We start from the raw sequence: 13,275 nt of genomic DNA on the forward strand, positions 1-13,275 counted from the left end.
GATTGAGTTAGCCTCTCAACATGCAGCGTGTGGTTGATCTTTCCTCTGATGGCCTGCATGTGGCCGTTCATCGTGGTTTCCTTACCGTGTCGAAGGACCGGGAGGAGATGGGCCGCGTAGCGCTTGATGACATCGGCGGCGTTATCGCCCATGCGCACGGGCTGACATGGTCAAATACGGTCTTCGTCCGCCTCTCGGAGCGGGCGGTGCCGGTTGTGCTGTGCGCGGCGAACCATGCGCCGATAGCCTGTGTCTGGCCGCTGCAGGGCAATCATCTGCAGGGCAGGCGGCTGAACGCCCAGGTGGACGCGTCGCGGCCTTTGGCCAAGCGCATCTGGCGCGACATCGTGGTCGCGAAGATCCGGATGCAGGGCGCGGTGCTGGCATCGGTCGGGGCGGAGGCCGGTGCATTCGACATGCTCGCCCGCAAGGTCCGCTCCGGCGATCCGGACAATGTGGAAGCGCAGGCGGCGCGGCGCTACTGGCAGGCGTTCATGGGGCCGGATTTCCGGCGCGATCAGGACGGCGAAGGCATCAATGCACTCTTGAATTACGGCTACACGGTGCTGCGCGCGATCATCAGCCGGGCCATCTGCGCCGCCGGTCTGCATCCCTCGATTGGGCTTCATCACTCCAACCGCGCCAATGCCTTTGCCCTGGCGGACGACCTGATGGAGCCTTATCGACCGATCATCGACAGGGCCGTCTACAATCTCGTGCAGGACGGGTTGCGAGAGGTTTCGCCCAAAGCGAAGACCGCGCTGGTGACATTGACGGCGCTGGATCTGCCGGCGCCGCACGGCATGAGCCCGCTGCATGTGCATGCAACGCGACTTGCACAGCAATTGGCGGCGCTTTTCGACAAGGAGGACGAGGGCCTGGAGCTGCCTTCGCCACTGGACCCGCTGACGTTATCCGGCCTTGCACGGCAGGGCGGGACGCCATGACAACGCTCCATACGGAAAAACGGGGAGAGCGGACCAATCCATCCTTCATGTCCGCTTATCGGATGATGTGGATGCTCGTCACGTTCGATCTGCCGGTGGATACGAAGAGACACCGCGCCGAAGCCACGAAATTTCGCCAGTTCCTGCTTGATCAGGGCTTTGAGATGAGCCAGCTTTCGAATTACCTTCGCTTGGTGAATGGGCAGGAACAGTTTGAAACCTACACACGGCGAATCGGATCCAACCTCCCGGAGCGGGGCGATGTTTTCATCTTTCAATTTACGGACAGGCAGTATGAAAATATCGTCCGATTCAGCGATCAAAGCCGCCGTACCCGAAAGAAAAATCCCGAGCAGATTGCTCTATTCTAGTGTTCGCGGACCATTTCATGGCGCGATAAAGCCCCAAAACCACTGTCGAAACAGGGGCTTGGGGCAATATCGAGCCTAGCAGTTCAGAAATCGCAGGCCAACCGCAACCAACTCGCCTTCGAGCGCCTGGATACGGCGAGCCTAGCAGTTCAGAAATCGCAGGCCAACCGCAACTTCGGATGCCGCCCCGTGGCGGGGCGGTCAAGCCTAGCAGTTCAGAAATCGCAGGCCAACCGCAACTCCCCGCCACAAGCACGGACACGGGCGGGGAGCCTAGCAGTTCAGAAATCGCAGGCCAACCGCAACATGCTGGCGCGTGCGTATTCGAGCAGCGGGAGCCTAGCAGTTCAGAAATCGCAGGCCAACCGCAACGGTGGAAAGGCTGAACATGCTGTCTCCTAAAGCCTAGCAGTTCAGAAATCGCAGGCCAACCGCAACACTTCGCTCTGAAGGTTCGCCTGAGACTGCAGCCTAGCAGTTCAGAAATCGCAGGCCAACCGCAACAAGGACGGGGGCCTCCTCGGCGGCGAAATCAGCCTAGCAGTTCAGAAATCGCAGGCCAACCGCAACCGGGCGAGCGAGCAATCGCTGCGGCCCTCGAGCCTAGCAGTTCAGAAATCGCAGGCCAACCGCAACGGTTCCACCATCGCCAATAGGCTGGCCCTTAGCCTAGCAGTTCAGAAATCGCAGGCCAACCGCAACTGTCAGATCGAGGAAAAGGGCTTTGTTTACAGCCTAGCAGTTCAGAAATCGCAGGCCAACCGCAACAAGGTGAACGTCACTGGGACGCGCAACTGGAGCCTAGCAGTTCAGAAATCGCAGGCCAACCGCAACCGGGTTTTCATTGATAGTCTCTCCTGGTGCAGCCTAGCAGTTCAGAAATCGCAGGCCAACCGCAACAACAATGAGGGCGCGGCCTTCTGGGAGCACAGCCTAGCAGTTCAGAAATCGCAGGCCAACCGCAACAAAATGAGTACCGTCGAGTTCTGCCAAAATAGCCTAGCAGTTCAGAAATCGCAGGCCAACCGCAACGACGATCTCGCGCAGGGGCGTGTCGGCCGGAGCCAAGCAGTTCAGAAATCGCAGGCCAACCGCAACCTGCGCCAATCCGTGAATCTCTCGGCGCTGAGCCTAGGCTCAGGACTCATTGATTAGATCCAGAAGATGTTTGTTGCAGCGATGCATATGGCTGAAAAGAACGTATGTGCGCATCGGTCGTACCGAGTTGCAATGCGCCGCCAGTCTTTGAGCTTTGCGAAGAGGTTCTCCACCTTGTGGCGCTGTCGATAGAGCGCCTTGTCGTAGGGATATGGTGTCTTCCTGCTGCGGCTGGAGGGAATACAGGGTTCGATACCCTTTGCCTGCAGGGCCTGCCGGAATGGTATGCTGTCATATCCTCTGTCGGCAATCAGCGTTTTGGCCGGCGGCAAGGTATCCAGGACGAGGCGTGCGCCTGTGTGGTCGCTCATCTGACCTTCATTGAGCGGCAGGATGATCGGGCGGCCTTGACCATCGCAGACGGCATGCAATTTGGAGTTCAACCCGCCTTTGGTCCGCCCGATACGACGGGGAACATCCCTTTTTTAAGCAGACTCGCCGCAGTTCGATGCGCTTTCAGGTGTGTGGCGTCGATCATGATGCGTTCGGGCTTCGGACCGTTACCGGACAGGGCCACAAAGATGCGGTCGAATCACCCAGCCGGCTCCAGCGGATGAAGCGATTATAGAGCGTCTTGTGCGGTCCGTAGCCCTTTGGCGCATCCTTCCATTGCAGACCGTGCTTGATGACGTAGACGATGCCGCTGATTACCCTGCGATCATCGACGCGGGGAACACCATGCGCCAAGGGAAAATGCGGCTCGATCCGCGCCATCTGGCGCTCGCTCAGCAGAAACAGATCATCCATCACGGTCTCCTTCCAGAAACCGTGAATCACATCTCATCACAAATTAATAGGTCCTGAACCTAGGCGGTGATCGTCGCCACGAAGACGGCGAGCGTCAGCCGCATGTTGAGGGTGAGGCCGTCGATCGCGAGGAAGATCGGCATGGCGCTGAAGGCGAGTACGATCGCCGCGACGATCTGTTTGACGCGGGCGGGCGGCATGCTTGGCTCGGCCGTCGGAGACGGTTCCCCACGCCGATCGGCGTGGGGTTCGGGAAAGGCGGTTGCATAAAGGACCACGATCGCCCTCCTTTCGATCTTTCAGGCTGCGGCTCAATCGTCGTCGGACGACGAGTTCGAGGAACTGTTCGAATTCGAGTTGCTGTTGGAATTGGAATTGTTGTTGGAGTTCGAGTTCGAGTTCGAGTTCGAATTGGAGTTTGAGTTGGAATTGGAATTCGAGTTGGAGTTGCGATTCGAGTTGGAATTCGACGAGCTGTTGGAATTGCGGTTCGAGCTCCAGCTACCGCGACGGTCGTCGTCGCGGTCGCGGCCGTAGCGCGCCTGGCTCGCCTTGCTGGTGCGCGTCATCTTCTGCAAGAAGCGGTAAACCGGGTCGTCGGCGACGGCGGGCGCGGGGGCTGCGGCGCCGACCACCAGGAATGCGCTCAGGATTGCGATGACCTTCTTCATGGTGTTTCTCCTTTGAGTGACAGCCTCGTTGGCTGTGAGGGGGAAACGGCGGTCGGCAATTCTTATTCCTGATAAAACAGAAATAATTTCAATATGATAGGCCTTTTCTGCAGCGCATGCGGCATCGCCGCCGCTGCGGGGCGCAGCGATGGCCAAGGCGTTTATCCGGCTCGGAACCTATCGCTGGGCGCGGGCGAACTTGCGATACCAGCCGTCGGCAGCGAGCGTCTTGCGCAGGATCGTCTTGCGCACCGCGCCCTCCGGCGCGCTTTCGGCACGGATGTCCGCGTCGAGATCGGAGGCATCGCGGCGGAAGGGGATGACCTGCACGATCGGCGTGCCGCGTTCCAGCATATGCAGGCCGTCCTCGCCGATGGCGAAGAAGGGAAAGTGGATTTCCGATTGGTAGGTATCGGTGTCGACGACGCCGGCAACGACCTCGAACACGCCGTTCGGCCGGTTGAGCGGCGGCACGAACAGGCAGCTCCAGCCGGGCGGGGTGCGGACGGTCCAGTAATTGTGGAACTTGCAGGGCGGCAGCGGCTCGCGCGGATTGCCGGCGACCTGGTGGCTGGCATGATTGCTGACCAGCGCGCGATCGAAATCCCAGCCGCAATCGACCGTCTTGCCGCCGTCGGAGATTTCCATGCGCACGCTCGCCGGAAGGCCGATCACCCAGCCGGCGGCCATGGCGTCGAGGAAGGGCATGCAGCGCTTCACGGTGATGCCGCTGTTGGTGGGCGAGACCTGCGTCTCGTCGATCGCGGGCAATTTGCGGAACCAGTCGGGCAGCACCGTCTTGGCGCGCACGGGGGCGGGGATCACGCCCTCGTCCTCTTTGCGGCAGAGAAAGGTCAACCGGGGCTGCGGTTTCTTCAGAAGGGCCAGGGCCATCGCTGTTCTCCTCTTCAATCGATGGGAGAAGAACGGCGATGGACGAAGCCTATTCCCGGCGGCGCGAAAAATTTTTGGCCGAGCGTCAGGTCACCCGGTAGAGCTGGACCGGCCGCTTCGGTGCGCGCTTGATGATGCCCTTCGCTTCGAGATCGAGCTGCACGGCCTTCATCCACCAGCCCGCCTTCTGCCGCTCCGGAAAATCCGTCTCCGACAGGTGCGGTAGCAGCGCCTCCTGCGCCTGGGCGACTGTCATGCCCGGCGCCGTGTCCGGCAGGGCGGCGAGCAGCGCCGCGCGCATCGCCATGTATTTCGTGCGGTCGAGCCTTTCGGTGCGGCCCGGCGTGTTGATGTTTTCGACTTCGATCTTGTCAGACATCAATCGTCCCCCCAACGGCGATTTTCGGATTGCGGAAGCCCATGGCGATCCAGGCCGCCAGGAGTTTTCCATAGAAGGCGACCGTGTGGGTCTTGAGGTTGGGAATGTCGGCAGGCAGGCCGGACCGATCGGCAAGGTCGCTCGTCATGGTGCGCAGCTCCGCCCTCGGCCTTTGGGCTTCCGGCCAGAGATGCAGGTAGAGGCTCAGCCAGTGCGCGCCCTTCATCTCCAGGAATATGGGCGTGTTGCAGCAGGTGGCGACGACGCGGCGCGAGCCGGCGGTGGGGGAGAGGCGGAATTCCCTGAGGTTCTCCGCGCCCGACAGGATGCAGACCCGGTCCTTGCGGTATTCCGCGGCCGGTGTCGCATGGTAGCTGGTCAGCGTGTTCTTCGCGCCGGGAAGCGTCGCGAGCCGGCCGGCGGCGGCCCGGCAACTGTTGCACAGGCATTCGGAAACCAGGATCGGGTCTCCCTGCACTTCAAGGCGCGTCTGGCCGCAGGCGCAGCCGATATGGGTTGTTCTGCGCATCTCAGTCATCCTCCGTGACGTTGAACAGGTATCGAATGTATCGCTCCAGATGGTCGAGGCTTTCGCGCGCTAGCGCGGGGTCGTTGGCCGCCTTCGCCAGGATGAAGCCGCCCTGGAGAACGGCCTGCGTGTGGCGCGCGAGGCTCTCAGCCGTCCAGCCGGTCGCCGTGATGCCGCGCTCGCGCCGTGCCATCTCGATATCGGCCTCCAGCGTTGCCGTGTGCCCGAACATGCTGCGCCCGCAGGCATCGCGAATGTCGGGCGCGCTCACAAAAACCTCCTGTGCCATCGTGCCGACGAGGCAGGTGAATTCCTGCAATTCGCCCGCGATGATCGCCTTGCGGAAGGCGACATAGGCGAGAACCCGCGCCAGCGGCTCGCTCGGACCGTGATAGAGGGCGGCGGCGAAATAGGCCGACGTCGTCTCGCCCCAGAACTCCGCGGCCGCCACCCCGAGAGCCTCCTTGCTCCCGAAGTGATGGAAGAAGGCGCCCTTGGTGACATCGGCAGCCTTGCACAGGTCCTCGATGGTGGTCGCCGCGAACCCCTTTTCGCGAATGATGTCACGTGCGGCCTCCAGGAGGCGGATCCGTGCATTGCCGCGTTCGGGTGATTGTTTGGTTGGCCTGGACATGACGAGAACATACCATACGGTCGGTATGTGTCAAGTATGGTTTGATATCAACCTATCCTGTGCCCTGGCGCCGGGCGCATACGGCGCTGAACCGGCCTCCAAGAAAGCCGGTTCAGCATGTCATATGAGGGCTTGGAAAAGGCTAGGGTGCGAGCGCCTTGCGTTCTTCTTCGGCGGAAAGCGGGGCGCCGGCCTGGATCGAGGTGAGATAGGTGTCGATCGTCTCCTGCGTGGAGGCGGGCACGTAGCCTTCGGCCTGCGGCGTCGTCAGCGCCAGCCGCGTCGCCCAGGCGCCGTCCTGGCGGCAGGCGACCGTCAGCGTGCTGCTCGCCTCCTGCTTCAGCTCATATTCGCGGCAGAGTTCGCCGCGCTCGTCGCGGAACGTGGCGACGACATGCAGCACGGCGCCCGAGAGCCTTATGTCCCGGCCGGAAACCTCGCGGTCGAGGGCGGCGGCGATCTCGGCGGCGGAATCCGTTGCGGACGGCCCCATGCTGCCGAGTGTGAAACCGATGACACCCGTCACCAGCGCCACGAGGCTTGCCGCAACCGGCATGAGCCAGGGCCGTGTCGTCGGCTGCGCCATCTGCTGCGGTTTCGGGCGGAAGGACACGACGATATTGTCGCGGGGCGACTGTGCCTCCTCCGCCATTTTGCGCACAGAAGCCAGCAGCGCCTCCGGCACCGGCTCGTCGATCAGCGGCTTCAGCGCCTCGCCCACCAGCCGGCGGCTGTCGAGGAAGACGGTGAGCCGTTCGGCCAGCGCCTCGTCGGTCGCAAGCGCCTCTTCCAGCGCGAGGCTTCGCGCCTCGTCCAGCTCGCCATCGGCGAAGGCCATCAATGTCTCGTCGTCGAAATCGTCTTTGTTCATGAAACGCCGCCTTTCGTATCGGGCGAACGTCTCTCGCCAAAACTTATTCCCGTCAGCTCCATCAGATTTTTTCGCGCGCGGGCAAGACGGCTCATCACGGTGCCGATCGGGATGGCGAGAACCTCGGCCGCATCGCGGTAGCTGAACTCCTCCACGCAGACCAGCACCAGCACTTCGCGCTGCTCGTCCGGCAGTTTCTGGAGGGCGATGGTCACCTCGGCCAAATCCATGCGGGCATGGGCGGCGGCCTCGCCAGAGGGCACGGAGACGTCGCGCGCCTCGTCGATGTCGTCATGCGGGCCGGCCGTCTTCAGCCGGCGCAGGTGGTCGATCCACAGGTTGCGCAGGATGCGGAACATCCAGGCGTCGAAGCGGCTCTCCGGCGCAAAGCTGTCGGCGGCGAGGATGGCGCGCTCGCAGGCCGCCTGCACCAGATCGTCGGCGAGCTCCCGCGACCGGCAGAGCGAGATCGCGAAGCGTCTGAGGTTCGGCAGGAAGGCCACCAGCCGTTCCGGCACCGTCGGCATGTCATTCGTCATGCGATTTCTTTGGCACGCCATGGAATAAGCTGTCGAGTCAAACGTATGTCAGGATACCAGTCACCGATACGAGCCACCATCCGCCATGGAGATCGACCATGCCGAGCCGCCTTGCAGCCCTCTCCGGACGCCTCTCCCTCCTCGTGGCCCTGACCCTGGCCGGTACGGTGGCGCTGCCCGCGCCGGAGGGTGGCTTTGCTCCCGGCGTCGCCGTTGCTCTCGCCGACGACGATGATGATGATGGCGGGGACGACGGTGGCGGCAGCAGCCGCGGCGGTCGCGGAGGCGACTGGCAGCCGAAAGCGCGCGGCGACCTGCGCTCGCTGTTCCGCTGGCCATCACGCGAGGTGCGTCGAGCGCCCGTGCGCCGCGCGGTTGCGGTGCCGGACCGTGCGCCGAACGAGATCGTCGCGACCGGCCTCGACGACGACGCCATCGCGGGCCTGGCGCAGGACGGTTTCGTCGTGGACGACCGGGTCGAGATTGCGCTCATCGGCGGCGAAATGGTGCGCCTCATCGTCCCGCAAGGCATGACGCTCGATGCGGCGCGTGCTGCCGTCTCGGCCCGCAGCGCCTCGGCGACGGTAGATTTCAACCACTTCTACCAGCCGCAGGCCGGGGGCAAAGCCGCCTGCGTGCGGGAAGGCTGCGCGCTGGTGCGCCACATGGTCGGCTGGCCGAGCGGCGAGGCGGGCAGCGGCCTCGCCTGCCTGAAGCCGCAGCGCATCGGTCTCATCGACACGGCTATCAATGCAGAGCACGCCGTGCTGGCAGGCACGCGGCTGGAAATCCTCGACCTCGGCGGCGGGGAGGGGGCGAAATCGGGTGAGCAACACGGCACGGCGGTGGCGGCACTTCTGGTTGGCGCGCCGGGAAGCCGTGTGCCGGGTCTTCTGCCAGGCTCGGAGCTCGTCGCGGTCGACGCCTTCCAGCGTTTCCGCAAATCCACGGATATCGCCAGCGTCTACGACCTCGTCCGCGGGCTCGATCTCTTGATCCAGCGGAACATCCGGGTCGTCAATCTCAGCCTGACGGGGCCGGCGAACCGTGTGCTCGAGCAGGCGGTGGAGGCCGCCAACGGGCGGGGAACGATCCTCGTTGCGGCCGCCGGAAACGACGGTCCGAATGCTGAGCCGGTCTACCCCGCCGCCTACGAAGTTGTCATCGCCGTGACGGCCGTCGATACGGCAGGCAACCCCTATCGCCGGGCGGTGCGTGGCGCCCATATCGATATCGCCGCACCCGGCGTCGGTGTCTGGACGGCGGCCTCGATCTCGGGTGCAAGGCAGAAGAACGGCACCTCGTTCGCAGCCCCTTTCGTGACGGCGGCGGTTTCCCTGCTGCTTAGCGCCAAGCCCGGCCTTTCGCCGCGCGATATCGAAGCGGAGTTGACGAAATCCGCCGAGGACATGGGCACGCCCGGCAAGGACAACATCTACGGCTGGGGGCTTCTCAACGCGCGAGCACTCTGCAGACAAGCGAAAGATGGAAAGTAAGCTTTGCGGAAAATGACCCGCTGTGCGCTGACGGCCAGATTTCGCTCGAACGACGACCCCCGGGCGCCAGTTGCATCAATCTGTGGAACTCTACCGTCAGCGCCAGGTCGAGAACTTATTGTGTGGTCCCGAAATGCGATGGTGCGGCTTAATTTTGTAGATTGGCGGGTCCTTTGGCGCCCATGCCCGCTTCGTTGCCGGCTGGAACCCGCGAGGTCCACGCGCGATTGTGCCGAAACGTCGAGCGGGGTGCAGGTCATGGCGCTCATGCGAGCAGCCCGAATGAGATGCGATGAGCGATGATTATCGAACAAGGGCTGACAACGGGCCATCTCCGGTCTCACCGTATACCCTGAAATCAACACCGTAGACGGCCTTGAGGACATCGGGCGTCATGATCGATTGCGGAGAGCCGCGGGCGATGAGCGAGCCGCCGTGCAGCGCAATGATTTCATCGCAGTATCGGCTCGCCATGTTGACGTCGTGCAGGACCATGATGACGGAAAGCCCCTTTGTTTTCGTCAGGGTGCGTATGAGATCGAGCACTGCGATCTGATGAGCGATGTCGAGCGCCGAGATTGGTTCGTCCAGCAGGAAGCACCTGGTATCCTGTGCGACCAGCACGGCCAGCCAGGCGCGTTGATGCTCGCCACCCGAGAGCGTCTCGACAGGACGGTCGGCGAGCGCCGTCATGCCTGTGAGGTCGAGCGCTTCGTCCACCTTCCTTGCGTCCTTCGGGCGAAATGCGCCGAGTGCGCCGTGCCAGGGATAGCGCCCGAATTTCACGAGTTCACGGACGCGGGTTCCCGCCGCGACTGGTGTCTGTTGCGGCATATAGGCAAGGTTGCGGGCAAATTCCCGGTTCGGCCAGCCGTCGAGCGGGCGCTCGCCGAAGCGGATATAGCCGGCGGTCGGCGTGATCTGCCGGGCAAGAATCTTGATCAGGGTCGATTTGCCCGAGCCGTTGTGCCCGATCAGGCCGATCGTTTTTCCTGTGAATAGCTGCAGATCGAGCGCATGCAGGATCGTGCGTCCGTCAACGCTGTATGAGATGCCGTCCAGAGAAAAGAGGGGTCGCGCGTCCGAAAGGAGCGATGACGGATGGAGCATGGAGCTTACCTCATGATTTTGGCCGTCGTGTGCAGACGATGCGGCGATCGACAGGCGGGCTGTGTTCATTGACCGCCGTCCCTTGCCTGGCGGCGCAGATGCCACAGGAACCATGGACCGGCGACCATGGCGGCCAGCAGACTGGGCGAGAGAGACCAGGGCCATGCGAGATTGCGGCTCAGCCATTCCGCAACGGTCATGGCGAGCGCGCCGATCAGGCCGCTGGCGATGCTGGCGCTGGCCGTGCTGCGGAATCCGAGCACGGCGGCGACGTGCGGCACCATCAGGCCGATGAAGCTGATCGGGCCGACGACCATGGTTCCCGCAGCCGTCGCCATCGCCGCCAAGGCGATACCAAAAGTCCTTACCGCAGGAACGCGAACGCCAAAACTTGCCGCCGTCGCATCGCCAAGAGCGAAGAGGTCGACCTGCCGGTGCAGCGTGAGGCAGGCGGTGAGGCAGGTGAGACCTGTCAGGCACGCTGCGATGGCGGCGGCAAGATTCACGCCGGTCGTCATGCCCGAAAACCACCCGAGCAAAGCGGCACCGCGTTGCCCGCCGCCGGCGAGTGCGATGACGAGCATGGCATTGGCCGTGCTGGCGAGCCCCACGCCGAGAAGAAGCATGCGCGAAGGCTCGAACCGTGACCGGAGCCCGAGCAGGGTCACGAGAAGCAACGCTATGGTTGCTCCCGCCATCGTGATCGCCAACTTCGTCGCGACCCCGAGGGTCGGCAGGACCACGAAAGCAACGGCGAGCGCCAGGCCGGCGCCGTGGCTGATACCGAGGAGGTCCGGGCTGGCGAGCGGATTGCGCAGCAGGCGCTGCAACAGAAAGCCCGCCAGGGCGAGGCAGAGGCCAGCGCCGGCCGATGCAAGCAGTGGCGGAAGACGCCAGCGCCAGACAAGGGCCAGATCGTCCCGACCCGCGAGCGACCAGCCTTCCGGGCCGCGGCCATAAAAAAGAGCGACTGCGAAGGCTGCAGCCAGAAGGAGGGCGAGAACGGCAATTCGCCTCGTGCCACCGCCATTGTGGCCGCCGGGAGAGATCGTGGTTGTCTTCGGGATACCGACTGGCGTTGTGCGGGCGAGAAAAATCAGGAGCGGCCCCGCCAGCAGCCCGGCCGCTGCTCCGACCGGCAGGTCGCCGGTGACGGTGGAAAGCAAGCGGATGGCCTGGTCCGTCAACAACAGGAGCAGGGCGCCGGTCACTCCGCATCGGAGGAGTCCGGGATGGCCCTGCCGCCAGATCGTCCGGGCGAGTGCGGGGGCGGCCAGTCCGACAAGGCCGATCTGCCCGAACTCCGCCGTGACGAACGCTGCCAGGAGCGAGGCGATGACGAGCAGGGAAAGCTTGACCGTGCGCACCGGCAGGCCGAAGCTCGTCGCGGCCCCGTCACCGAGGGAAAGAAGCCGGAGCGGCCGTTCCAGCAGGCAGAGCGGGCCGACGGCGAGGGCGGCCACGATCGCCAACCGGAGTGAAGGATCCCAGCCGCTCTGTTGCAGCGAGCCGGCCTGCCAGGTCAGGAGATTGCTGAGAAAGTCGTGGTTGAACAGGACGAGGGCTGCATAGGCCGCGTTGCAGAAGAGATTGATCATGACCCCGGCAAGCACCAGCGTCTGCGAGGACAGGCGCGGCCCCCAGGCGACGGCGAGCGCCGTCAGAAGGGCGAGCGCCGCGCCGGCCAGCGCAACGCCCTGATAGCCGTAGGACCAGAGCGCCGGCGCGAAGACGAGGCTTGCTGCCAGGCATAGCGCCGCGCCGCCGGAGATGCCGAGGATCGTCGGTTCTGCCAATGGATTGTCGAAGGCGCGCTGGAAGACGGCGCCAGCAAGCCCCAGAAGGAACCCGGAAACCAGGGCCGCGGCGACTCGCGGCAGCGTGCTGTAACATAGGATGGCCGGATCGCTCGCGTCGAGGACCGCCATCAGGGTGAGCGCGATGGCCGGCGCGGCAAGCATGGCCGTCTGCCATGGTCCGCGATGGGGACTGCGGAAGGCTTGGACGATCATCGCGGTATGCCTGCTCCGGAAGGGCCTGAAAGAGCATGGGCCAGCGCTTCGGCAAGATGAAGGGTCGAGCGGCAGCCGCCGAAAGGATAGAACTGGCTGATGCGGACGACCCTTTGTTCGCGAACGGCGGGAAGGCGGTGCCAGAGCTGGCTGTCGGCCAGCACCCGCTCGGTCTGTGGAGCGAGCGAAGGAATTTCCATCTGCAGAAAGACGGCGTCCTCCAGCGCCATCAGCGACTCGAAGCCGACCTGAATGAAGCCGCTGGCATTGGTCGGCCCCTGCCAGGCGTTGACGAGACCCAGCCGGGCGATCACCGAGCCCGGCATGCTGCCATTGCCATAGATCATGGCGCGGCTGCCGCTCTGGTCGGGAAGGAGGATACAGACGGGACGCGTCCGGCCGAGGCTTGCGGCGAGCGCGTCCATTCGACGCTCGATCCCGGACAACACCGTTTCGGCTGCGCTGTCCGAAAGCTCCGCGGCCCGCCCGCATTGCCGGAGAATGGCTGCGGCTCGGCCATAGCTCTCGGCGCCGGTCATGTCAGCCACCACCTCGACCGGTGCGATTTCATGCAGTCGCGGCGTCATGAACAGGCTAGGCGCGCCGATGAAGACGAGGTCCGGGCGAAGCCTGTCCAGGAGTTCGAGATTGATTTCCCAGAACGGGCCGATGTCGTGCGTTTCGGCGGGCAGCGCCTGCGGCATGCGCTGATTGTAGTAGCCGGTGTCGGCAACGGCGAGCGGGGCGACGCCGAGAGCAAGCAGAGACTCCGCTGCCGCCCAGTCGATGGCGGCGATGCGCCGATGCCCCTGCGCCCGCAGAGGGGAGAAGGGGAGAAGGGCGGCAAGGCCGCCGGCAAGTAAGGAGCGTCGATTCAACATGATCGCATGGGAGCGCCGCCTTGCGACGGCGCATTC

Annotated in this window: 14 protein-coding genes, 1 pseudogene and 1 CRISPR repeat array; of the genes and pseudogenes, 3 read left to right on the top strand and 12 right to left on the bottom strand. The window is 63.9% G+C overall.

Going from position 1 to position 13,275, the window contains the following annotated elements; translation table 11 throughout:
• The first annotated feature begins 20 nt into the window (after positions 1-20).
• Together cas1 and cas2 are read left to right on the top strand one after the other, a co-directional pair.
• Positions 21-947 (top strand): type II CRISPR-associated endonuclease Cas1, encoded by a 927-nt coding sequence (gene cas1 / locus shn_RS04655; protein ID WP_064329369.1) that lies wholly within the window; start codon positions 21-23, stop codon positions 945-947.
• Positions 944-1,318: a CRISPR-associated endonuclease Cas2 gene (gene cas2 / locus shn_RS04660; protein WP_245337367.1), complete on the top strand. Its 375-nt coding sequence runs from the start codon at positions 944-946 to the stop codon at positions 1,316-1,318. The genes cas1 and cas2 overlap by 4 nt, the downstream gene beginning before the upstream one ends.
• A 72-nt stretch (positions 1,319-1,390) precedes the next feature.
• Positions 1,391-2,416: a CRISPR direct-repeat array (repeat unit 36 nt; unit sequence AGCCTAGCAGTTCAGAAATCGCAGGCCAACCGCAAC).
• Positions 2,417-2,469: 53 nt separating this feature from the next.
• Here cas2 and shn_RS34880 read toward each other — a convergent pair.
• The 9 genes and pseudogenes from shn_RS34880 to shn_RS04705 form a co-directional block, all read right to left on the bottom strand.
• Positions 2,470-3,223: pseudogene (locus shn_RS34880) on the bottom strand (IS5 family transposase).
• Between the two features lie 59 nt (positions 3,224-3,282).
• Positions 3,283-3,423, bottom strand: coding sequence for a hypothetical protein (locus tag shn_RS36310; protein WP_168168878.1), 141 nt, complete (start codon positions 3,421-3,423; stop codon positions 3,283-3,285).
• 111 nt (positions 3,424-3,534) lie between these two features.
• Positions 3,535-3,894 (bottom strand): hypothetical protein, encoded by a 360-nt coding sequence (locus shn_RS34885; protein WP_084437764.1) that lies wholly within the window; start codon positions 3,892-3,894, stop codon positions 3,535-3,537.
• A gap of 177 nt (positions 3,895-4,071) precedes the next feature.
• The gene (locus shn_RS04680) at positions 4,072-4,788 is read right to left on the bottom strand and encodes a DUF6065 family protein (RefSeq protein ID WP_064329370.1); all 717 of its coding nucleotides are present in this window, start codon (positions 4,786-4,788) and stop codon (positions 4,072-4,074) included.
• 85 nt (positions 4,789-4,873) lie between these two features.
• Positions 4,874-5,167 carry a hypothetical protein gene (locus tag shn_RS04685; protein ID WP_064329371.1) on the bottom strand — a complete coding sequence of 98 codons (294 nt, stop codon included), beginning with the start codon at positions 5,165-5,167 and terminating at the stop codon, positions 4,874-4,876.
• The gene (locus shn_RS04690; RefSeq protein WP_064329372.1) at positions 5,160-5,696 is read right to left on the bottom strand and encodes a GFA family protein; all 537 of its coding nucleotides are present in this window, start codon (positions 5,694-5,696) and stop codon (positions 5,160-5,162) included. The genes shn_RS04685 and shn_RS04690 overlap by 8 nt, the downstream gene beginning before the upstream one ends.
• Before the next feature lies 1 nt (position 5,697).
• Positions 5,698-6,330, bottom strand: coding sequence for a TetR/AcrR family transcriptional regulator (locus shn_RS04695; protein ID WP_064329373.1), 633 nt, complete (start codon positions 6,328-6,330; stop codon positions 5,698-5,700).
• Between the two features lie 142 nt (positions 6,331-6,472).
• On the bottom strand, positions 6,473-7,201 hold the full coding sequence (locus shn_RS04700) for an anti-sigma factor (RefSeq protein ID WP_064329374.1): 729 nt from the start codon (positions 7,199-7,201) through the stop codon (positions 6,473-6,475).
• Complete coding sequence (locus shn_RS04705) at positions 7,198-7,740, bottom strand: RNA polymerase sigma factor (protein ID WP_064329375.1); 543 nt, start codon at positions 7,738-7,740, stop codon at positions 7,198-7,200. The genes shn_RS04700 and shn_RS04705 overlap by 4 nt, the downstream gene beginning before the upstream one ends.
• Positions 7,741-7,838: 98 nt before the next feature.
• On the opposite strand from shn_RS04705, the gene shn_RS04710 reads away from it, so the two are divergent.
• On the top strand, positions 7,839-9,236 hold the full coding sequence (locus tag shn_RS04710; RefSeq protein ID WP_245337368.1) for a S8 family serine peptidase: 1,398 nt from the start codon (positions 7,839-7,841) through the stop codon (positions 9,234-9,236).
• A gap of 303 nt (positions 9,237-9,539) precedes the next feature.
• Here shn_RS04710 and shn_RS04715 read toward each other — a convergent pair whose 3' ends face one another.
• From shn_RS04715 to shn_RS04725, 3 genes are all read right to left on the bottom strand, one after another.
• Positions 9,540-10,346, bottom strand: coding sequence for an ABC transporter ATP-binding protein (locus tag shn_RS04715; RefSeq protein WP_064329376.1), 807 nt, complete (start codon positions 10,344-10,346; stop codon positions 9,540-9,542).
• A 65-nt stretch (positions 10,347-10,411) separates the two neighbouring features.
• A complete protein-coding gene (gene fhuB, locus shn_RS04720) occupies positions 10,412-12,358 on the bottom strand; it encodes a Fe(3+)-hydroxamate ABC transporter permease FhuB (RefSeq protein ID WP_064329377.1) in 1,947 nt (648 codons plus the stop codon).
• Positions 12,355-13,239 carry an ABC transporter substrate-binding protein gene (locus shn_RS04725; RefSeq protein ID WP_064329378.1) on the bottom strand — a complete coding sequence of 295 codons (885 nt, stop codon included), beginning with the start codon at positions 13,237-13,239 and terminating at the stop codon, positions 12,355-12,357. The genes fhuB and shn_RS04725 overlap by 4 nt, the downstream gene beginning before the upstream one ends.
• Positions 13,240-13,275 lie beyond the last annotated feature (36 nt).

It is taken from the genome of Shinella sp. HZN7 (assembly GCF_001652565.1).
GTDB classification, from domain to species: Bacteria; Pseudomonadota; Alphaproteobacteria; order Rhizobiales; family Rhizobiaceae; genus Shinella; species Shinella granuli.